Consider the following 21,347-nt stretch of genomic DNA (forward strand, 5'->3'; position numbering starts at 1 on the left):
GGTGGCGCCGTCGGCGATCGCCTGCCGCGCCTCGGCGACCTTCGCCGCGGTGGAGGTGGTGCCGTGCGGGAAGCCGCTCACCGTGCCGACGTTCACGCCGGAGCCGTCCAGGCGGGCGACCGCATAGGCGATGTCGGAGGGGCGCACGCAGACGCTGAACACCTTCCACTCGCGGGCGATGTCCAGCTGCGCATCCACGTCCGCGCGGGTCATCTGCGGGCCGAGGATGGCGTGGTCGATGGTGGCGGCGAGCTGGGCTTCGGTGATCTGCGGCATGCCCCCAGCCTACGGCGATGTGCCGCAACCGACCCCTCAAATACCCCAGGGGGGTATTATGGGTGGCATGACCGATGAGGCACGCACCGAAGTCCTCGACATCGAGGGAATGACCTGCGCCAGCTGCGTCGCCCGGGTGGAGCGGAAGCTCAACGCGATCGACGGGGTGGAGGCGCAGGTGAGCCTCGCGACCGAGAGCGCCCGCGTCTCGTACCCCGCGGGCCTCGACCGCGCCGAGCTGACTCGGGCGGTGGACGCGGCGGGATACCGCGCGCACCTCCGCCGACCGGACCCGGGCGTGCGCGAACCCCACGAGGCGCATGAGCCGCACGAGAGTGCGGGCCATTCTCCGCACGACGCGATGGACCATTCCGAGCACCACGCCACTGTCTCGTCCTGGCCGCGGGTGATCGCGAGTGCGATTCTCGCCGCCCCCGTGCTGGTGCTCGGGATGGTGCCGGCGTGGCAGTTCCCCGGCTGGCAGTGGGTGAGCTTCGCGCTCGCCACCCCAGTCGTGCTGTGGGGCGGCTGGCCGTTCCACCGCGCGACGCTGAAGAACCTCCGACACGGCGCCGTCACGATGGACACCCTGGTGACCGTCGGCACGCTCGCGGCATACCTGTGGAGCGTCTGGGCCCTGGTGTTCGGCGGAGCGGGCAGGATCGGCATGTCCCACGGGTCCGAACCGGGCGCCGAGGTGTACTTCGAGGTCGCCGCCGTCGTCACGGTGTTCCTCCTCGTGGGGCGCGCGATCGAGGACCGAGCGCGCCGCCGCGCCGGTGCGGCTCTTCGTGCTCTGCTCGACCTCGGCGCCCGCGATGTCGAGCTCGCCGACGGCCGCCGCATCCCCACCGACCGGCTCCTCATCGGCGACGAGTTCCTCGTCCGGCCGGGGGAGACCATCGCGACCGACGGTGTCGTCCAGGACGGCCGTGCGACGGTCGACGAGAGCATGCTCACCGGCGAATCGGTTCCGGTCGAGGTGGCGGTCGGGTCGGAGGTCACCGGGGGCACCCTCGCCCAGGGTGGCACCCTCCGCGTACGCGCCACCGGGGTCGGAGCGCAGACCCGCCTCGCGCGCATCGCCGCGCTCGTCGAGAACGCGCAACTGGCCAAGAGCGGCGTGCAGCGCCTCGCCGACCGCATCTCGGCCGTATTCGTCCCGATCGTGATCGCGCTCGCGGTGCTCACGCTGGTCGGATGGCTCGTGGCCGGGCAGCCGGTGACCGCGGGATTCACCGCCGCGGTCGCCGTCCTCATCGTCGCCTGCCCCTGCGCGCTCGGACTCGCGACCCCGATCGCCATCCTCGTCGGGTCCGGGCGTGGTGCGCAGCTCGGCATCCTCATCACCGGTCCCGAGGCGATCGAGAACGCGGACAGGATCGACACCGTCGCGCTCGACAAAACCGGCACCCTGACCACCGGGCACATGACCCTCACCGCTGTGTCCGTCGTCGACGGCATCGACGAGGCCGAGGCCCGCGACCTCGTGGGCTCGCTCGAGGCCGCCAGCGAGCATCCGGTCGGCGTCGCCATCGCCGCGGCCTCCGCATCGCTCCGGCCGGTCGCCGACGTCACCGCCCTGCCCGGGCGCGGCATCCTCGGCGCCGTCGACGGCCGCCGCGTCTTCGCCGGGTCGCCGGAGTTCGCGGCCGAGCACACCGGCACGCCGCTGCCGGCGGAACTCGCCGCGGTCGTCGAGGCCCACGAGACCACCGCCACCGTCATCGTCGCCGGCTGGGTCGAGCCGGGCACGCCGGCGCGGGCGACCGCGGTGTTCGCGGTCGCCGACACGCTCCGGCCGGAGGCCGCGGATGCGGTCGCGCAGCTGCGGGCGAGCGGGCTGGCCGTGCTGCTCCTCACCGGGGACGCCGAACCGATCGCGCGTCAGATCGCCGCATCCGTGGGTATCGACGAGGTGCACGCCCGGGTCAGCCCGGAGGGGAAGGTCGCGCTCGTCCGTGCCCGGCAGGACGCCGGACACCGGGTCGCGATGGTCGGCGACGGCGTGAACGACGCGGGCGCGCTCGCCACCGCCGACCTCGGCGTCGCGATGGGGGGAGGGACGGATGCGGCCTCGCATGCCGGCGACATCGCCCTCACCGGCAGCGACCTCGGCGGGGTGGTGACCGCACTACGGCTCAGCCGACGGGTCATGCGGGTCATCCGCGGCAACCTGTTCTGGGCGTTCGCCTACAACGTCGCCGCCCTGCCACTCGCCGCCCTGGGCCTACTCAACCCCATGATCGCCGGTGCGGCCATGGCGTTCTCCAGTGTGTTCGTGGTGCTCAACAGCCTGCGGCTGCGACGCGCCGCCTGACGGTCGCGGCTCGCGGTGGGTGCCGCGGATAGGGTCGAGGTGTTGTCCTCGACCCTCGGAGGTACCCGTGATCTCGGCATCCATCGCCCGCGTCTTCGTCGTCGCGGCGGCTGCCGCGAGCGTCGCGCTCGCGTTGTCGGGCTGCGCGCCGGAGCCCGACGCGGCATCCTCTGCGACGCCGAGGCCTTCCTCGTCGACGGTGAGCCCCGCACCCACGCCGAGTGCCACCCCCGTCGACTCCTCCGACGAGATCGCGTTGCCGTCCGGATGCGAGCAGCTGTACTCCGCGGCCATGCTCAGCGAGCTCCAGGCCACCGGTGGGCCACTCAACGACCCGGGTATCACGCTTTACGCCACCAAGCTCGTTCCCGGGCTGGAAGTCCTGGAGTCCGGCGCGCCAACCCTCCGCTGCACCTGGGGGTACCCGAGCGAGAGCGGCCTGGCGACGAATGTGACCATCGTCAACGCGGACCAGACGGCCACGATTCTCCAGGCCCTGGCGGAGGGGGGTTACGGCTGTGAGGATCTCGACGGAGGGACGATCTGCCGGATCGAGATGAAGAGCGTCGACTACGACGACAACATCATCACCCAGGGGGAGACCCAGTATCTGCGCGGGAACGGGTGGGTCACGACCGCCTGGATTAGCTATGCGCCCGTCGGATACACGGAAGACATCGTCGCCACGTTGTGGGGGTGAGCGCCGGTGGCGCGCTGCGCTAGAATGAAGGCGGTCACCCGACCGCCCGGCACCATTCCTCGTGCCGACGCGCCCCGGCGACCAGCCCCCGCGTCCGTCCCGGCAGCGAGCCGCCCGCGGGAACCTGCCGGCCCCTCCCATGGGGTCCCGGCCTCGGAGTGATCCGTATACACGCTCAGGAGGAGCATGCCGACCACGGCGCCCGCCGCGCAGAAATCTCAGCGGCGCAAGCACACCTCGTCCGCCAAACGCGACGACGAGGCACCCCTCATCCCCATCCTCGCCCGCAAGGTCCGTGAGGTCGAAGCCAAGGCCCAACGCGGCAAGCTCGGCCCGACCAACCGGGTGAAGTTCCAGGCGATCGCCTTCCTCGTCCGCGAGGAGCGGGCTCGGGTGAAGACCGACACCGAGCTCACCGACGCCTCGCGCGCCGAGCAGCTCAAGCGCCTCGACGGGGTCGCCACGATCCTCGCGAAGACGGCCGCGCGCGACACGTCGCTCATCCAGCTGCTCGAGGTCGATCAGGCCTCTTCGCCCGTCGCCCGCCGGATGCGCCGCGACTGGCTCATCGAGTCGGGCGCAGATCTGCCGCCGGACGAGCTCATCATCACGGATGCGGCCCCCGCTGCGGCCAACGGGGCAATCGTGCCGCCGCAACTCGCGGAGAAGCAGGTCATCCCGCCGCAGGTCGAAGCCCGTCAGATGGCGAACCCCTTCCTCCCGCCGGACCTCGACCGCCGCCCTGTCGGTGAAACGCCGCGGCGTCGCCTGGATGGCTGGGAACTCATGGGCCCGCTGTATAAGGCGTTCGAGATGGGCGCCGGTGGCGGTGCCGCATCCATGGACCTGCCTCCGGTGCCCGAGTACGACCGGCTGTCGCCCAAGGGCCTCGAGATCATGCCGCACCAGTCGCGCTTCCTCGAAGCCGTGCGCGAGGGCCACCGGTCGTTCCTGCTCGCCGACGAGCCCGGCCTCGGCAAGACCGCGCAGTCGGTGATCGCCGCATCCGTCGCCGATGCCTATCCGCTGCTGGTCGTCGTGCCGAACGTCGTGAAGATGAACTGGGCGCGCGAGGTCGAGCGGTGGACACCGCAGCGCCGTGCGACCGTCATCCAGGGCGACGGCGAGAACATCGACGCGTTCGCCGACGTGTTCATCGTCAACTACGAGGTGCTCGACCGTCACCTCGCCTGGCTCAGCGAGGTCGGGCTGAAGGGCATCGTCGTCGACGAGGCGCACTTCATCAAGAACCTCACATCCAACCGTTCCCGCAACGTGCTCGCCCTGGCAGCGCGCCTGCGCGAGCGGGTCAGCAACCCGCTGCTGCTCGCCCTGACCGGTACGCCGCTGATCAACGATGTCGAGGACTTCGACGCCATCTGGCGCTTCCTCGGCTGGACCAACGGCACCAAGCCCGAGGCCGAGCTGATGGAGAAGCTCGATGAGACCGGGCTCACCCCGGCAGACAAGGCGTTCTACCCCGCGGCGCGCGCCGCCGTGATCTCGATGGGGATCGTCCGGCGCCGCAAGGCCGACGTCGCCAAGGATCTGCCGGACAAGCTGGTCGCCGATCTGCCCGTGGAGCTGGATGACGAGTTCGGCCGATCGATCCGTCAGGCCGAGCGCGAGCTCGGTCAGCGCCTGGCCACCCGCTACCGCCGCATCATCGACGCGCGCGGCGACCGCGGGCTGCTGCCCGGCGAGGTGGACGAGGACATCGTGCGCCTGGTCGCCCAGCACGAGCTCGACGAGTCCAAGGCCGCGTCCTCCGGATCCGAGAACGTCTTCACCATGGTGCGCCGCATCGGTCAGGCCAAGGCGCTCGTCGCCGCGGACTACACCGTGCAGCTGCAGCGTTCGGTCGGCAAGGTCGTCTTCTTCGCGAAGCACATCGACGTCATGGATGCGGCGGAGGCCCACTTCGCCGCTGCCGGGCTGAAGACCGTGTCGCTGCGCGGCGATCAGAGCGCCACGTTCCGTCAGGACGCGATCGACGCGTTCAACAACGACCCCTCGGTGTCGGTCGCGGTGTGTTCGCTCACCGCCGCCGGCGTCGGCGTCAACATGCAGGCCGCATCCAACGTCGTCCTCGCCGAGCTCAGCTGGACCGCGGCGGAGCAGACGCAGGCGATCGACCGGGTACACCGCATCGGCCAGGGCGAGCCGGTCACCGCGTGGCGGATCATCGCCGCGCACACGATCGACACCAAGATCGCGGAACTCATCGACGCCAAGCAGGGCCTGTCGCTGCGGGCCCTCGACGGTCACGCCGTCGAGCCCGGCTCCAGTGATTCGGTGCAGCTGTCGGCACTCATGCACCTCACCCGCAGCGCGCTCGGGGCGGCCTGACCGAAGCCGTCTGCGCCGCGACAAGCGACCCGCCTGAACCCCGCCGTGTAGCGACGGGGTTCAGGCGGCGCTAGTCTCGGGGAGGCAGCGTCGCCGGCCATTGAAGCACCACTTTCGAGGACCCCACCCATGAAGATCGGCATCCTGACCAGCGGCGGCGACTGCCCCGGACTGAACGCGGTCATCCGCGGCGTCGTGCTCAAGGGCACCAGCATCTATGACATCGAGTTCGTCGGCATCCGGGACGGGTGGCGTGGCGTGGTCGACGGTGACTTCTTCCCGCTGACGCGGCACGAGGTGAAGGGGTTGTCCAAGGTCGGCGGCACGATCCTCGGCACCAGCCGCACCAACCCCTATGAGGGACCCCGCGGTGGTGCGGAGAACATCGCGAAGACGATGTACGGCCACCGCCTGGACGGCATCATCGCGATCGGTGGCGAGGGGACTCTCGCGGCCGCGAACCGCCTCTCGAACGACGGCATCAACGTGCTCGGCGTGCCGAAGACCATCGACAACGACCTGCGCGCCACGGACTACTCGTTCGGGTTCGATACGGCCGTGAACATCGCCACCGATGCCATGGACCGCCTCCGTACCACCGGCGACTCCCACCAGCGCTGCATGGTGGCCGAGGTCATGGGCCGTCACGTCGGCTGGATCGCGCTGCACGCCGGCGTCGCCGCGGGCGCGCACGTCATCTGCATCCCCGAGCGGCCGATGACGATCGATGAGATCACCGATCTGGTCTCGAAGGCCCACGACCGTGGACGTGCACCGCTCGTCGTGGTCTCGGAGGGCTTCACCGTCACCGGCATGGAGGAGGCGTACAGCGACAAGGGCCTCGACGCCTTCAACCGCCCCCGCCTCGGCGGTATCGGCGAGGTGCTCGCGCCCGAGATCGAGCGCATCACCGGCATCGAGACCCGTGCCACCGTGCTTGGCCACATCCAGCGCGGCGGTGCGCCGTCCGCGTTCGACCGGGTGCTGGCGACGCGGCTCGGCCTGCACGCCGCCGACGCGGTCGTCGAGGGTGCCTGGGGCCAGATGGTCGCGCTCCGCGGCACCGACATCGTGCGGGTGCCGTTCGAGGAGGCCCTCGGCGAGCTGAACTCGGTGCCCCTCTACCGCTACGAGGAAGCCGCCGCGCTCTTCGGCTGAGCCTTGCGTGCGCGGCCGATGCCCGCATGTCCCACTTTCTGCAGAACATGTCCCACTTTCTGCCGCTATAAGGCGTCCTTAACGGCAGAAAGTGGGACATGCAGGGCGCGGGTGGTGCACAGCGTCCGGTCCTCCCCAGGGGGCGTCGAGCGAGCCGATCGCACAGGTCCTCGGTGAGACCGCATCCGAGGGTCTGAGGGCGAGGATGCTGCCGGGATGCGCCTGCCCTCGTCCCTCCCCGATGACCTTCCCCCGACGTTCGCGATCGCAGACGCGGCCGAGCGCGGTCTGCCGGCCGGGCGGCTGCGCCGCAGCGACCTCGAGGTGCCGTACCCGGGCGTGCGACGGCGTCTGGGTGGGGCTTCGCCATCATCGGTGCGCGATCTCTGCCAGATCTATGCGCCGCGGTTGAAGAACTGGCAGTTCTTCAGTCATGAGACCGCCCTGGTGCTCATCGGGGCGCCGTCGCCGGAGTGGCCTTATCTCCCGAGCATCCACGTGTCCGCCCATCGGCCGGCCCGTGAGCCGCGTCTCACGAACGTCGCGGGGCATCGGCTTCAGCTTCGGGAGGCCGCCACGCTCGTGGATGCGGCAGGGCTGCCGATCGAGCATCCCGTGCGCGCGTGGCGTCAGTGCGGGCTGCTGTGGCAGCTCGACGATCTGGTCGCCGCCGCTGATTACCTCGTCTCGGGTGAGACCCCGTGTGCTTCGGCCGAGGACCTGGCGCATGAGGTCGCGGTCATGGGCGACGTTCGCGGCGCTGTTCTTCGCCGCGCGCTGTCCCTCGTCCGCCCGGGGGTGCGATCATCCCGAGAGACCCGCCTGCGGCTCGTTCTTGGCCGCGCCGGTCTGCCGGAGCCCCAGATCAACTGGGTGCTGCGGACCGCTGAGGGCGGGTTCGTTGCGGAGCTCGATCTCGCCTATCCGCGTTATCGCGTCGGCGCGGAGTACGACGGGCGTGTGCATGCCGAGGATCCGGCCCAGTTCGCGAAGGATGCGGATCGATGGGACCGCATCCGGGCGGAAGGGTGGGACCACGTTCGCGTCTTGAACCACCACATGCGCGGGGGAGGGGCCGCGGCGGTGGCGAAGGTCCGTGACGCGCTGCAGCGCGGCGGCTGGCACCCCCGCCGCACCTGAGCATCCCTCACACGTCGCGCCCGGGCCGCGCCTGAGCATCCCTCACCCGCGGCGACCCGCCGAGCATGTCCCACTTTCTGCCGTTATGAGCATGCCAAAGCGGCAGAAATCGGGACATGTTCTGCAGAAATCGGGACATGCAGCATCCGCAGCCCGCCCGCAGCCCCGCCGCAGCCCGCTGTGGCCAGGCAGCGGGCCGAGCCCCAGTCCCTCAGTCGGCGACGCCGAGCACGTCGAAGAGCCAGGCCAACTCGAAGGCGCGCTCGTGCCAGGAGTCGTAGCGGCCGCTGACGCCGCCGTGACCGGCGACCATCTCGCACTTCAGCAGGGCGTCCGCGCCCACTTCGCGCAGGCGCGCCACCCACTTCGCTGGCTCCACGTACAGCACGCGGGTGTCGTTGAAGGAGGTGACGGCGAGGATGCGGGGGTACTGCACGCCCTCGCGGACGTTCTCGTACGGCGAGTACGACTTCATGTACGCATACACGTCGGGGTTGTGCAGCGGGTCGCCCCACTCGTCCCATTCGATGACCGTGAGCGGCAGCGAGGGGTCGAGGATCGTGGTCAGCGCATCGACGAACGGCACGTCCGCGAGGATGCCGGCGAACAGCTCCGGCGCGAGGTTGGCGACCGCGCCCATGAGCAGGCCCCCCGCCGAGCCGCCCTCGGCGACCATCCGGTCGGCGGTGGTGAAACCATGGTCGATGAGGTGCAGGGCGCAGTCGACGAAATCGGTGAACGTGTTGCGTTTGTGCAGCAGCTTTCCGTCCTCGTACCACTGCCGCCCCATCTCGCCGCCGCCGCGCACGTGGGCGACGGCGAAAACGACGCCGCGGTCGAGCTCAGACAGGCGGGCGACCGAGAAGCCGGGCTCGATGGAGTGCTCGTACGATCCGTAGCCGTACAGGTGCACCGGACGCGGCGAGGCGCCGGGATCGCCGAACGAGCGCTTCCACACCAGTGAGATCGGTACCTGAGCGCCGTCCTGCGCGGTGGCCCAGACGCGGGCCTGGCCGTAGTCGTCCGGGTCGTACCCGCCGCGCACCGGCTGGCGCTTGCGCAGCAGCAGCTCGCCGGTCGCGACGTCGTAGTCGAACACGGTCGACGGGGTGGTGAATGAGCCGTAGCCGAGGCGCAGCAGCGGCGGAGCCCACTCCGGGTTCCCGGCGGTGCCGACGGAGTACAGCGGCTCATCGAACGTGATCTCCGACACCGCGCCCGCGGCGTAGTCCAGCATCCCGAGCCGGGCGAGACCCTCGCGGCGGTAACCCACGACCCCCCAGTCGCGGAACGTGTCGACGCCGAGGAGGCGACGACCCGGCTCGTGCGGCAGCACGACGGTGCGCGGGCCCTGCGGGTCGGATGCGGACACCCGCACCAGCTCGAAATCCAGGGCGCCGTCGTTGTGGAGGATGTAGAACACATCCTCGCTGTCGATCACGGCGTGCGATGAGTCGTATTCGACGCCGTCGCGCCGCGGCCACACCACGCGCGGTGTGCCGCGGAGGTCGTCAGCATCGAGGATCCACTCCTCGCTCGTGATGGATGACCCGACGCCGATCACGAGGAACCGGTCGCTCCGGGTGAAGCCCGCGCCGACCCAATAGCGCTCGTCGGACTCGTGGTGCAGCGAGACATCGGATGCGGCATCCGTGCCGATCTCGTGCAGCCACACCGTGTCGGGACGCCAGGCATCGTCCATGGTCGTGTAGACGATGAAGCGGCCGTCGGGGGAGAGGGACGCTCCGGCGAAGGTGCCCTCGATGACGTCCGGCAGGGTCTCGCCGGTGCGGAGGTCACGCACGCGCAGCGTGTACCGCTCGTCGCCCTCGAGGTCGACGCCGTACAGCAGCAGATGGCCGTCGGTCGACACCTCGAACGAGCCGAGCGAGAAGAACTCCTGGCCGTCGGCCTCCTCGTTGCCATCTAGCAGCACCTGCTCGCCCGGCACCGGTTCGTCGGGCGACAGCTGCGGCGGCGTCCAATCGTCGGGCGACGCAAGGGGCGCCCGGCACTGGATGCCGTACTGCTTGCCCTCCACGGTCCGGCCGTAGTACCACCAGTCGCCGCGACGGGTCGGCACCGACAGGTCGCTCTCCTGCGTGCGTCCCTTGATCTCCTGGAAGATCTTCTCCCGTAGGCCCGCAAGGTGGGCGGTGCGCGCCTCGGTGTACGCGTTCTCCGCTTCGAGGTGCGTGCGCACGCGGTCGTCGTCCTTCGCGCGCAGCCATTCGTAGGGGTCGGCGAACTCGTCCCCGTGGTGCACACGGGGGGAGGGCTCGCGGGCGGGGAGCGGCGGGAGGACGTCAGAGGCGGTGTCGGTCACCCCTTCACGCTAACCGAGCCACGCCCGGATGTGGCCGAACCGTCACTGCGCCGAGTTGACCGCACGCCTCGCCGGTGAAACGATTGTGGACGGCCCGGTTACCGGATGCTGTATCTACGGTGAACTGTTCGTTCGCACCGCCGATCACCTCGGCACTTCCCGCCCCCCGAGAACCGAAAGCGAACGGTGGAAACCGCTGCCCTGATCGTCATCCTGGTCATCTGTCTGGCGCTGTTCTTCGATTTCACGAACGGGTTCCACGACACGGCGAACGCGATGGCGACCCCGATCGCCACCGGCGCTTTGAAGCCCAAGGTCGCGGTGCTGCTCGCCGCCGTCCTGAACCTCGTCGGTGCGTTCCTGTCGACCGAGGTGTCGAAGACCATCTCGCACGGCATCATCCGTGAGGATCAGATCACCCCCACGGAGTTCCTCCCGCTGATCTTCGCGGGGCTCATCGGCGCGATCACCTGGAACATGCTCACGTGGCTGCTGGGTCTTCCCTCGAGCTCCTCGCATGCCCTGTTCGGCGGTCTCATCGGCGCGACGCTCGTCGGTGTCGGGGTACTGGCGATCGACTTCGGCGTCGTGCTGAGCAAGGTCGTGCTTCCCGCACTGATCGCCCCGTTCACCGCGGGAGTCATCGCCTTCGTGACCACCAAGGTCGCCTACGCCATGACGCGGCGCTACGACGGCAAGCCCGATGGTCGCGACGGGTTCCGCTGGGGGCAGATCTTCTCGTCCTCGCTGGTCGCCCTCGCCCATGGCACGAACGATGCGCAGAAGACCATGGGTGTCATCACGCTCGCGCTGATCATGGCCGGCTGGCAGAACTCCACGCAGGACGACCCGCAGCTCTGGGTCATCCTCGCCTGTGCGCTCACGATCGCCCTCGGCACGTACATGGGCGGCTGGCGCATCATCCGCACCCTCGGCAAGGGCCTGACGGACGTCAAGCCCGCTCAGGGGTTCTCCGCCGAAGCGTCGACGGCCTCCACCATCCTCGCCTCGTCGATGTTCGGTTTCGCGCTGTCGACCACGCAGGTCGCGTCCGGGTCGGTGATCGGCTCCGGCCTCGGCCGTCGCGGGTCCACCGTGCGCTGGCGCACCGTCGGTCGGATCGGGGTGGGCTGGCTGCTCACGCTGCCGGCAGCGGGTCTCGTTGGTGCACTGGCCGCGCTCATCGTCGCGTGGCTCGGCGAGTGGGGCATCCTCGTTGACACGATCCTCGCCGTCGCGGTAGTCGGATTCATGTTCTGGCGCTCGCGGCGGTCCGCGGTGACGTCGGGGAACGCGATGAGCGAGGTCGCCGCATCCGGCCGCGCGATCAAGGTCAAGCGCAACCCGCCGCCCACGCGCCGTCAGCGGATCGTGCAGCGGGAGCTGGCGAGGGCCACGCGCGCCGCCGAGAAGGAGCAGAAGCGCGTCGACGCAGCTGCCCGCCGGGAGAAGGAGGGTCGGCTGTGACCGTCGAGATCGACTGGCTCGCGTTCATCGAGGTGTTCGTTGCGGCCCTCGTGGGCGCCGTGCTCGTGGTGGCGTTCTACGCGCTGGCCCTGCGGATGCTGGTGCGCTCGGGTCACGCGCCCGTCGTCGCCCCGGCGGAGTTCACCGACGCCATCACTGTCGTCAGCGAGAAGCAGCTGGCGAAGGCCGCGAAGGCCGCGGCGAAGGCGGCCCGGAAGAGCCCGTTGACCGACGGGCAGAAGCGCCTGTCGCTCGTGGCCGCCTACGCCTCGTTCGCGGTGTGCGGACTTGCCGTGCTCGCCAGCCTCGCGTTCATCGTCTTCGGGCACTGAGCCGGCGGACACCGCGACGTCGGTGTCGACCCCTAGGCTTTCGGGATGAACGACGTCACCCAGGCCCGCGATGACGCGGTGCGGTTCGGTCAGCATCCGGCCGCAGCGCGCGTGCTGCTCCATCTCAGCGACACCCATCTGCTGGCGGGCAACCGGCCGCTCGGCGGGCGCTACGACACGGCGGCGAACCTGCGGCACACCCTCGAGGTGGTCGAGCGGATGGACCTGCGACCGGACGCGATCGTCTTCACCGGGGATCTCACCGACCTCGGCGAGCCCGAGGCCTACGCGGCGCTGCGTGCCGCGGTCGAACCGGTGGCGGAGCGCCTGGGCGCCCCCCTGGTGTGGGTCGCCGGGAACCACGACGAGCGCCCCGCGCTGCGGGCGGGCCTGCTCGACGGCCCCGCCACCGCGGAGCCGATCACGGGGGTATGGGACCTCGGGGGCCTTCGCCTCATCGCGCTCGACTCCAGTGTTCCCGGGTGGCACCACGGGGACCTCGACGACGCTCAGCTGCAGTGGTTGGCGGGGATCCTCGCGACGCCCGCGCCGCTCGGCACGATCCTCGCCCTCCACCATCCGCCGCTCCCGAGCCACATCCCGTTCTTCGACATCCTGGAGTTGCGCGACCAGCCACGACTCGCCGCGGTGCTCGCCGGCACGGATGTGCGGGCGATCCTCGCCGGCCACCTGCACCACGCCACGAGCGGGACGTTCGCGGGCATCCCGGTGAGCGTCGCCTCCGCCACCTGTTACACGATGAACCTCGCCCGGCCGACCGCGGAGATCAACGGCATGGATGCGGGGCAGTCGTTCCAGCTCGTCCACGTCTACGACGACACCATCACCCACGCCGTGGTGCCGGTCGTGGAGGCGGAGACGGCGACGGCTTTCGACGCCGCGTGGATCGCCCGGATGTCGGCGCTCACCCCCGAGGAGCGGCTCGAGGCGTTCTCCCGGAAGCCGGCGCGCTGACCTGACGGGGTGTCCGGTGCAGGCGCGCACACTCTCCACAGCGGCCAGAGCCCGCGGGTCCGCCCGAGGCTAGGCTCGGAGCACCCACCGGCAGACGACCCACAAGGACGACGCATGGACACGGACGCGACGGCGCGTACCCGCACCGAGACCGACTCACTGGGATCCATGGAGATCCCGTTCGACGCGTACTGGGGCATCCACACTGCCCGCGCGCTGGAGAACTTCCCGATCGCGAAACGACCGATCTCGGTTTACGCCGACCTCGTCACCGCACTCGCGATGGTGAAGCAGGCCGCGGCGCGGGCCAATCGTGACATCGGGGTGCTCCCCCCGGAGAAGGCTGCGCTGATCGACCGCGCGGCGCAGCGCGTCATCAACGGGGAGTTCCACGACCAGTTCGTCGTCGGCGTCATCCAGGGCGGTGCCGGCACCTCGACGAACATGAACGCCAACGAGGTCATCACCAACATCGCCCTCGAGCTCGCCGGCCGCCCTAAGGGCGACTATGGCTTCCTCTCGCCGATCGACGACACGAACCGCGGCCAGTCCACGAACGACGTGTACCCCACGGCCATCAAGGTCGGCCTCTCGCTCACGCTGCAGAGTCTGCTCACCGAGCTGCGGCTGCTCCGGGAGGCGTTCAGTGCGAAGGCGGCCGAATTCCACGACGTGCTCAAGGTCGGGCGCACTCAGCTGCAGGACGCCGTCCCGATGACCCTGGGGCAGGAGTTCCACGGCTTCGCCACTACCCTCGGCGAGGACGAGAACCGCCTGCGGGAGAACGCCTGGCTGCTGCACGAGGTGAACCTCGGCGCCACCGCGATCGGCACCAAGATCACCTCGCACCCCGACTATGCCGCGACCGTCGTCCGGCACCTCCGCGACATCTCCGGTCTCGACCTCGAGACGGCCGACGATCTGGTGGAATCCACCAGCGACACCGGCGCCTTCATGTCGTTCTCGTCGTCGCTCAAGCGCAACGCGATCAAACTGTCGAAGATCTGCAACGACCTGCGCCTGCTCTCCTCGGGGCCGCAGGCGGGACTCGGCGAGATCAACCTGCCGCCGCGCCAGGCCGGGTCGAGCATCATGCCCGGCAAGGTGAACCCCGTGATCCCCGAGGTCGTCAACCAGGTGGCGTTCGCCGTGGTCGGCGCCGATATGACGGTGACCATGGCGGTGGAGGGCGGACAGCTGCAGCTGAACGCGTTCGAACCCGTCATCGCGCATTCGATCTTCCAGTCGATCACCTGGATGCGGCAGGCGATGTGGACGCTGCGGGTCAACTGCGTCGAGGGCATCACCGCAAACCGCGACCGGCTCGGGGCGATGGTCGGGTCCTCGGTCGGGGTCATCACCGCGCTGACCCCCTTCATCGGCTACGCCGCGGCGGCCGCACTCGCGAAGACCGCGCTGCTCACCGGACGCAGCGTCGCCGACCTGGTGGTGGAGGCGGGCCTGATGAGCCGCGAAGAGGTCGTCAAGCAGCTCTCGCCCGCCCGCCTGTCGGGTCTGGAGGCGATCACCGCGGCCATTCCGGTGGTCCGCGATCCGCATCCGCACGACGCACCTGTGGACTCGCGCCCGTAGCGGAGGCGCCGGCCCTAGGCTGACCGCCATGAGCCAACCCGGGCACCCGCCGCACGACCCTCGCTTCGCTTCCCCGCTCGCGCAGCCGACCCTGCTCGTGCCGCCGCCGGTCGCGCCCCCGCGCCCGGTAACGCCGCGGATGGAGCTGCCGCGGGTGCGGCGTACGGGTGCCGCATCCATCTGGATCTTCGCGCTGCTCGCCGTGCTGCTCGTGGTGCTCGTGGCCTACTTCCTTGCGGCGATCGGGCCCGGCTCGTCGCTGGCCGGGATGCTGCTCGCGCTCGTGCCGCTGGTGGCCGTGTTCTTCGCCCTGCGTGCCGTCGACCGGTGGGAACCGGAACCGCGGTCGCTCCTCGCGCTGGCCGTGGGCTGGGGCGCGATCGCCTCGGTCGTCATCGCCCTCGGCGTCGACCTGCTGCTCATCCTCGCCTTCGGTCAGGCTGACACGTTCCTCGCCGAAGCGTTCAGCGCGGTCGTGCAGGCGCCCATCGTGGAGGAACTCGCGAAGGGTCTCGGCGTGCTCCTCATCCTCCTCGTCGGCCGCCGCGCTTTCGACGGACCGGTGGACGGGATCGTCTACGGGGGTCTCGTGGGCGCCGGGTTCGCCTTCACCGAGAACATCCAGTACTTCGCGATCGCCATGATCGAGGGCGGGACCGCGGAACTCGGGACGGTGTTCTTCCTCCGCGGCATCCTGTCGCCGTTCGCGCACGTCATGTTCACCGCCGTGACCGGTTTCGCCGTCGGCCTCGCGGTGCGCCGGGGCGCGCGCGGCGGCGGCGTGTTCGGTGCCTGGCTCGTCGGCCTCATCGGTGCGGTCGCGTTGCATGCGCTGTGGAACGGCTCCGCGACCTTCGGCGATTTCTTCGGCCTGTACGCGGCGCTGCAGGTGCCCCTGTTCATCCTGTTCATCCTCGGGATGCTGGCGCTCCGCCGTGAGGAGGCGCGCCTCACCCGGCAGCGCCTCGGCGACTACGCCGCGACCGGCTGGTTCACACCCGAGGAGGTGCAGATGCTGGCGACCGCGCCCGGGCGCCGGGCAGGTCTCGCCTGGGCGGCCCGCCTCCCCGGCGACCGCCGCCCGCAAATGCGCGCGTTCATCCGCGAGGCGACCGCGCTCGCCGCGGCGCGCCAGCGGCTGGTGTCGGGCCGCGACCCGAAAGCAGCGGTGGAGGAGAAGGTCCTCCTCGACCGCGCCACCGCCGCCCGCGCTGCCCTCTTCGCCCGCTGAGTGTCGCGGCGGCCCACGGCGTCGCCGGATTCGGGGATGTCACGAGATCCGGACCGCGCACCCGCCATTCGCCCCGAATTTCGTGACATCTCCGATTCTCACGACGGAGACGAGCGACGGACGGCGGTACGGATACGGCGACAGCTTGCCGCATCCCCGTCATGAACGCGTAACACCGCCCGGGTAGCGTCTGAACCGATCAGTTCATAGCTCTCCGGAGGACCCGATGCCCGCACGTGATCTCGCCGCCCTGCCCAAGGGGCACCTGCACATCCATCTGGAAGCGGCCATGCGGCCCGCGACCCTCGCCGAACTCGCCGAGACCATGGAGGTGACCATTCCGGAAACGAGCGGCTTCTCCGGCTTCACCGCCTTCGCCGACACCTACCTGGGACTGCTTGCCGTGCTCTCGGAGCCGGCGAACCTGGACCGGCTCATCGACGAGGCCGTGGCAGACGCCGCGCACGACGGCGTCGCCTACATCGAGTTCGGCGTGAGCCCGCAGTTCTACGCCGAGACCTTCGGCTCTGCCGCCGCGGCGCTCGATGCGCATCTCGCCGCCTCCCGCGCCGCGGGGGAGCGGCACGGCGTCGAGGTCGCCCTGAGCGTGACGGTCGACCGCACCACCGGAGCCGCCGAGGCGATCGCCCTCGCCGAGGTCGCCGCATCCCGCGCAGGTCAGGGCGTCGTCTCGCTGGGGCTCGCGAACGAGGAGCGCGGCTACCCCGCGGCCGACTTCGCCGAGGCCTTCGCCATCGCCCGGGCGGCGGGCCTGCAATCCACCCCTCACGCGGGCGAGCTCGTCGGACCCGAGTCCGTCTGGCAGGCCGTCGAGGTGCTGCACGCCGACCGGGTCCTCCACGGCGTGCGCGCGGTCGAAGACCCGACGCTCGTCGCGACCCTCGCCGAGCGCGGTATCTGCCTGGATGTCTGCCCCACCTCGAACGTGCTGCTCGACGTCGTCGATGACCTCGCCGTGCACCCGCTGCCGCAGCTGCTCGCCGCCGGCGTCCGCTGCTCCATCAACGCCGATGACCCGATCCTGTTCGGCCCCGGCATCCTCGAGGAGTACGTGGCCGCGCGCGAGCAGATCGGTCTCACCGACGCGCAACTGGCCGCCTGCGCGTGGAGTTCCATCGAGACGACCCTCGCCTCGCCCGAGACCAAGGCGCGAGCGAAGGCCGGCATCGACGCCTGGCTGGCGGCGGCGGCGTGAGCGCCCCGCTTCACTTCGGCGTCTTCGAGGTCTTCGCCCCGCAGGTCGGCGGCACCTACAGCTGGGCGCACCCGGCGAACGATGCGGTCGACTTCCTCGACCGGCACCGCTGGGTCCGCATGGCGAAGGTCATGGACCGCACCGGATACGACTTCCTCTTCTTCGCCGACAGCTACGGCTACCCGATGGTGAACGGCGACATCGCGGAGATGTCGGTGCGGGCCGCGATCAACTTCCCGGCGCTGGACCCGGCCACGATCATCCCGATCCTCGCGCACGAGACCGAGCGGCTCGGCTTCGTCGTGACCGCCAGCACCGGGATCGACCACCCGGTGCAGCTGGCGCGCAAGTACGCAACGCTCGACCACGTCACCGGCGGGCGGATCGGCTGGAACATCGTGACCGGCTCGTCGCAGAACGCCGTGGCTGCCCTCTTCGGGCACGACGAGATGGTCGCCCACGACGACCGCTACGAGATGGCGCAGGAGTACGTGGAGCTCGCCCGCGCGTTCTGGGAAGACTCCTGGGACGACGACGCCCTCCTCGCCGACGCCGAGTCGGGGGTGTACATCCACCCCGAACGCCTTCGTGCCGTCGACTTCGACGGCATCCACTATCGTTCCCACGGTCACTTCACCGTGCCGCCGTCCCCGCAGCGCACCCCCGTGCTGTTCCAGGCGGGCACGTCCCCGAAGGGCAAAGCGCTCGCCGCGGCAACGGCGGAGGGTGTGTTCATCCAGGCGACCACGCCGGAGTTCACGGCCAAGAACGCCGCCGACATCCGGCGCCTCGCCGCGGAAGCCGGCCGCGACCCGCAGTCGATCCGCATCATCGCGGGGCTCACGGCGGTGGTCGCGGAGACGGATGAGGCCGCACAGGCGCTGTTCGACGAGTTCTACGCCATGCAGTCCGATGAACTGGTCGCCTCGCTCTACGCCGGTAACACCGGCATCAACCTGCTGGACCTCGACCCCGACGGCACGATCGAGCAGGCATTCGAGCGCGGCGGCCCGGTGGGACAGATGGGCACGAGCAACATCGAGCGGTTCCGGGAGGGTGCGGGTCGTCCCGCCCCGACCGTGCGGGAGATCCTGGACGAACTGCGCGGCCGTGGCACGCGCGGGTTCCGGCTCATCGGATCGGCGCAGACCGTCGCCGACGGCATCGCGGAGCTCGCCGAGCAGACGGGCGTGGACGGCTTCATGCTGGAGCCGATCTTCGGTACCCGTGACGTGCAGGCGTTCGGCGAGCAGGTGCTGCCGCTCCTGCGGGAGCGCGGCCTCGCGGCCGACCCGGTCGGCCAGACCCTCCGCGAGCACATCTCTGGCGAGGCGGGCCACACCCGGCTCGGCTGAGTCAGCTCGGATCGACCGCCGCGGTCGGGGCCGCGAACAGCGCCTCGACCGCGGCATCGTGCGCGGCGTCCAGCGCGGACGGTTCCCCGCTCGTGAGCAGCTCGGTCTGCAGGCCCCGCCACAGCGCGAGCAGCTGCAGGGTCGCCCGGGCCGCCGCATCCGGAGCCCACCCGTGCGCCCGGAACGCGGCCCGGATGCCGTCCGGCCAGTGCGTCGCCAGCACCCCCAGCTGCGCCCGGTTCTCCTCCGGCGCGCGCATGGCGAGAGCGAGCACCTCGAAGAACAGGCGGTGGTACTCGTGGTGCTCCTCGGCGCGCAGCACCCGCCAACCGGCGGACAGCACCGCCGGCATCGATCCGGGTCCGGACAGCGACGGGATCAACGCGGCGAGCCCGGGGAATCTCCCGTAGGCCTCGAGGGTCGCCCGGGTGAACAGCTCGTCCTTCGATCCGAAGTAGTACAGCAGCATCCGGTTGTTCGATCCGATGGCCTTCGCCAGCTGCGACAACGAGAGCGACACGACGCCCCGCTCGAGGATCACGGACACTGCCGCATCGAGCAGGCGCTGCGCTTCGGGGGAATCGGCGTCCGTCACCGGCCCAGCCTAGGCGAGCCGGACCCGCCCGGATCAAGACTCAGCGCCCGGTGCCGCGGCGATGCCTGCGTGACTCCCGAGCGCTGAGTTGGTCTGACATCAGGATGCGCCGGGCTTCCCGCGCTGTCAAGAGGTCGGCGCGCGGGGGCTCCCGTCATGCTTGGATGGAGGCATGACTGACAACCGCACGAAGCCCGAGTTCGACGCTCCCGCAGGTCCCGCCCCCGCGGATCTGGTGATCCGCGACATCATCGTCGGCGACGGTGACGAAGCGGCGCCCGGCGACACCGTCACGGTGCACTACGCCGGCGTCGAGTACGAGTCCGGCGAGGAGTTCGACTCCTCCTGGGGCCGTGGCGAGAGCATCCAGTTCCCGCTCCGCGGCCTCATCCAGGGATGGCAGGACGGTATCCCCGGCATGAAGGTCGGCGGCCGTCGCGAGCTGGTCATCCCGCCGCACCTGGCCTACGGTCCTGCCGGGGGTCACTTCCTCGGTGGCAAGACCCTGATTTTCATCATCGACCTGCTCAAGGTCGGCTGAGACTTCACCTCCACCACGATGCCCCGGGGTCGCCTCCGGGGCATCGTCGTTTCCGGGTGCGAAAAGATTTCATTCGCGGGAATGAATCCGTGGCCGAGCCGGTTTCAGCCCTCGAGAGCCGCGACAGGCGCGGCGGACAACTTGGAGTGAACATGAGCGACACCACCACGATTGAGATCCCCGGTTACAAGGCGGGCACCTGGGTGCTGGACCCCTCGCACAGCGAGGTGCGGTTCAGCGTCCGCCACATGATGATCTCGAAGGTCCGCGGCGTGTTCGCCGTGAAGAGCGCCACCATCGTCGCCCCGGAGAACCCGCTCGAGACCACCGTGACCGCCTCGGTCGATGCCGCCTCGATCGACACCAAGGACGAGGGTCGCGACGCCCACCTGCGCTCCGCCGACTTCTTCGATGTCGAGACCTTCCCGACGATCGACTTCGTGTCCACCGGCGTGCGCGTCGAAGACGGCAATTTCCTCGTCGACGGCAACCTGACCCTTCACGGCGTCACCAAGCCCGTCACGTTCGAGGTCGAGTTCGGCGGATTCGGCACGGACCCGTACGGCAACTACAAGGCCGGCGCGACGGCGAAGACCGTCATCAACCGTGAGGACTTCGGCCTCACCTGGAACACCGCGCTTGAGACCGGCGGCGTGCTGGTCGGCAAGGACGTCACCATCGAGCTCGACCTGCAGGGTTCGATCCAGGCCTGATCTTCAGAGCCACGAAGGGGACGGATGCGGTGTCACACCGCATCCGTCCCCTTTTTCGATGTCCGACTCAGCGCGCTGCGGCTGAGCGTCGCGGGAATCGCAGGCGACCCTGCGCCAGCAGGATTCCCGCGAACACGATGAGCGCGCCCACCGGCTCGTTCCAGGACACCGTCTCACCCAGCAGCAGCACGCCGAGGACCACGCCCACCACCGGGGTGACATAGGTCACGGTGGAGGCGCGCGTGGGACCCCATGCCCGGACCGCGTTCTGGTTCCAGATGTACGCGACCCCGGTGCCGAGGCACCCGAGGAGCAGCATGGAGACCACGATCGGCAGGTCGAGGCGGATCGGGGTCAGGGCGATCGCGGGGGTCAGCAGCAGCATGATCACCGCCCCGATCCCGATGTTCAGGAACGAGAACGTCAGCGCGGTCGTCCCCGAATTCGCGAGGAACCGGCGCATGTACGCGAGGCTGAACCCATAGCAGGCGGTCGCGCCGAGCAGGGCGAGCTGCGCCACGAGGTCGTCGCTGAGACCCAGGCCGTGCCATGGGCCGATGATGACGACGACCCCGCCGATGCCGACCGCGATGCCGAGGATCTGTAGCACGCTCAGCTTCTCCACCCGGAAGAGGAGCCCCGCGGCGATAGCGGTCATGATCGGCGTCGTGGCGTTGTAGATGCTGCCAAGGCCCGAGCTCACGTGCTGCTCCGCCCACGCGAACAGCAGGTACGGCACGACGCAGAACGTCACCGCGAGCACGGTCATGTGCGCCCAGATCCGGGGGTTCCGCGGCAGCCGTTCGCGCCGGACCAGCATGAAGACGCCGAGGGTGAGCGCGCCGAGCACGAGCCGCGACCATGCCACCTGCGGGGCGGACAGCCCGCCGAGTCCCACCTTCATGAACAGGAAGCTGGCACCCCAGATGACGCCGAGCAGCACGAACTGCACCGTGGTGGCGGCGGACGAAGGGGCCGGAGCCGCGAGAACGGGCGGTGGCGTGCGAGATGTCACCTCGCGACTGTAGTGGCGCGGGCCGACACCGCCGGGCCGCGAGGA

General features: G+C 70.1%; 17 protein-coding genes and 1 pseudogene. 14 read left to right on the forward strand and 4 right to left on the reverse strand.

Going from position 1 to position 21,347, the window contains the following annotated elements; translation table 11 throughout:
* A pseudogene (locus tag NT132_RS04630) lies at positions 1–276 on the reverse strand (deoxyribose-phosphate aldolase); the annotation flags it as partial.
* Between the two features lie 67 nt (positions 277–343).
* On the opposite strand from NT132_RS04630, the gene NT132_RS04635 reads away from it, so the two are divergent.
* The 5 genes from NT132_RS04635 to NT132_RS04655 all read left to right on the forward strand — a co-directional run bounded on the left by NT132_RS04635 (position 344) and on the right by NT132_RS04655 (position 7,943).
* Complete coding sequence (locus tag NT132_RS04635; RefSeq protein WP_297785530.1) at positions 344–2,596, forward strand: cation-translocating P-type ATPase; 2,253 nt, start codon at positions 344–346, stop codon at positions 2,594–2,596.
* A gap of 67 nt (positions 2,597–2,663) precedes the next feature.
* Positions 2,664–3,296 (forward strand): hypothetical protein, encoded by a 633-nt coding sequence (locus tag NT132_RS04640; protein WP_297785533.1) that lies wholly within the window; start codon positions 2,664–2,666, stop codon positions 3,294–3,296.
* A gap of 186 nt (positions 3,297–3,482) precedes the next feature.
* Positions 3,483–5,645, forward strand: a complete 2,163-nt coding sequence (locus NT132_RS04645; protein WP_297785536.1) for a DEAD/DEAH box helicase — start codon at positions 3,483–3,485, stop codon at positions 5,643–5,645.
* A 129-nt stretch (positions 5,646–5,774) separates the two neighbouring features.
* Positions 5,775–6,803: a 6-phosphofructokinase gene (locus NT132_RS04650; RefSeq protein ID WP_297785539.1), complete on the forward strand. Its 1,029-nt coding sequence runs from the start codon at positions 5,775–5,777 to the stop codon at positions 6,801–6,803.
* Positions 6,804–7,019: 216 nt separating this feature from the next.
* A complete protein-coding gene (locus tag NT132_RS04655) occupies positions 7,020–7,943 on the forward strand; it encodes a hypothetical protein (protein WP_297785542.1) in 924 nt (307 codons plus the stop codon).
* Between the two features lie 211 nt (positions 7,944–8,154).
* On the opposite strand, the gene NT132_RS04660 is transcribed toward NT132_RS04655, so the two are convergent.
* Positions 8,155–10,269 (reverse strand): S9 family peptidase, encoded by a 2,115-nt coding sequence (locus NT132_RS04660; RefSeq protein WP_297785545.1) that lies wholly within the window; start codon positions 10,267–10,269, stop codon positions 8,155–8,157.
* A gap of 186 nt (positions 10,270–10,455) precedes the next feature.
* On the opposite strand from NT132_RS04660, the gene NT132_RS04665 reads away from it, so the two are divergent.
* The 7 genes from NT132_RS04665 (at position 10,456) to NT132_RS04695 (ending at position 18,438) form a co-directional block, all read left to right on the forward strand.
* Positions 10,456–11,736: an inorganic phosphate transporter gene (locus NT132_RS04665; protein WP_297785548.1), complete on the forward strand. Its 1,281-nt coding sequence runs from the start codon at positions 10,456–10,458 to the stop codon at positions 11,734–11,736.
* Entirely contained in the window at positions 11,733–12,068 is a 336-nt protein-coding gene (locus NT132_RS04670) for a peptidase (protein WP_297785551.1), read from the forward strand. Before NT132_RS04665 ends, NT132_RS04670 begins: the two co-directional genes overlap by 4 nt.
* 45 nt (positions 12,069–12,113) lie before the next feature.
* Positions 12,114–13,043: a phosphodiesterase gene (locus NT132_RS04675; protein WP_297785553.1), complete on the forward strand. Its 930-nt coding sequence runs from the start codon at positions 12,114–12,116 to the stop codon at positions 13,041–13,043.
* Positions 13,044–13,157: 114 nt separating this feature from the next.
* Positions 13,158–14,636, forward strand: a complete 1,479-nt coding sequence (locus NT132_RS04680) for an aspartate ammonia-lyase (RefSeq protein WP_297785556.1) — start codon at positions 13,158–13,160, stop codon at positions 14,634–14,636.
* A gap of 28 nt (positions 14,637–14,664) precedes the next feature.
* Positions 14,665–15,867: a PrsW family intramembrane metalloprotease gene (locus tag NT132_RS04685; protein WP_297785559.1), complete on the forward strand. Its 1,203-nt coding sequence runs from the start codon at positions 14,665–14,667 to the stop codon at positions 15,865–15,867.
* A gap of 226 nt (positions 15,868–16,093) precedes the next feature.
* Complete coding sequence (gene add / locus NT132_RS04690) at positions 16,094–17,083, forward strand: adenosine deaminase (protein ID WP_297785562.1); 990 nt, start codon at positions 16,094–16,096, stop codon at positions 17,081–17,083.
* Positions 17,080–18,438 (forward strand): NtaA/DmoA family FMN-dependent monooxygenase, encoded by a 1,359-nt coding sequence (locus tag NT132_RS04695; RefSeq protein ID WP_297785566.1) that lies wholly within the window; start codon positions 17,080–17,082, stop codon positions 18,436–18,438. The genes add and NT132_RS04695 overlap by 4 nt, the downstream gene beginning before the upstream one ends.
* Before the next feature lies 1 nt (position 18,439).
* On the opposite strand, the gene NT132_RS04700 is transcribed toward NT132_RS04695, so the two are convergent.
* The gene (locus NT132_RS04700) at positions 18,440–19,033 is read right to left on the reverse strand and encodes a TetR/AcrR family transcriptional regulator (protein WP_297785570.1); all 594 of its coding nucleotides are present in this window, start codon (positions 19,031–19,033) and stop codon (positions 18,440–18,442) included.
* 172 nt (positions 19,034–19,205) lie between these two features.
* Here NT132_RS04700 and NT132_RS04705 point away from each other — a divergent pair, with 172 nt between their 5' ends.
* The gene (locus NT132_RS04705; protein WP_297785573.1) at positions 19,206–19,574 is read left to right on the forward strand and encodes an FKBP-type peptidyl-prolyl cis-trans isomerase; all 369 of its coding nucleotides are present in this window, start codon (positions 19,206–19,208) and stop codon (positions 19,572–19,574) included.
* Positions 19,575–19,726: 152 nt separating this feature from the next.
* A complete protein-coding gene (locus tag NT132_RS04710) occupies positions 19,727–20,287 on the forward strand; it encodes a YceI family protein (protein WP_297785576.1) in 561 nt (186 codons plus the stop codon).
* 67 nt (positions 20,288–20,354) lie between these two features.
* Here the strand turns inward: NT132_RS04710 and NT132_RS04715 are convergent, their stop codons facing one another.
* Positions 20,355–21,302 (reverse strand): DMT family transporter, encoded by a 948-nt coding sequence (locus tag NT132_RS04715; RefSeq protein WP_297785579.1) that lies wholly within the window; start codon positions 21,300–21,302, stop codon positions 20,355–20,357.
* Positions 21,303–21,347 lie beyond the last annotated feature (45 nt).

The sequence above is a fragment of the Microbacterium sp. genome (assembly GCF_026393345.1).
GTDB lineage: Bacteria > Actinomycetota > Actinomycetes > Actinomycetales > Microbacteriaceae > Microbacterium.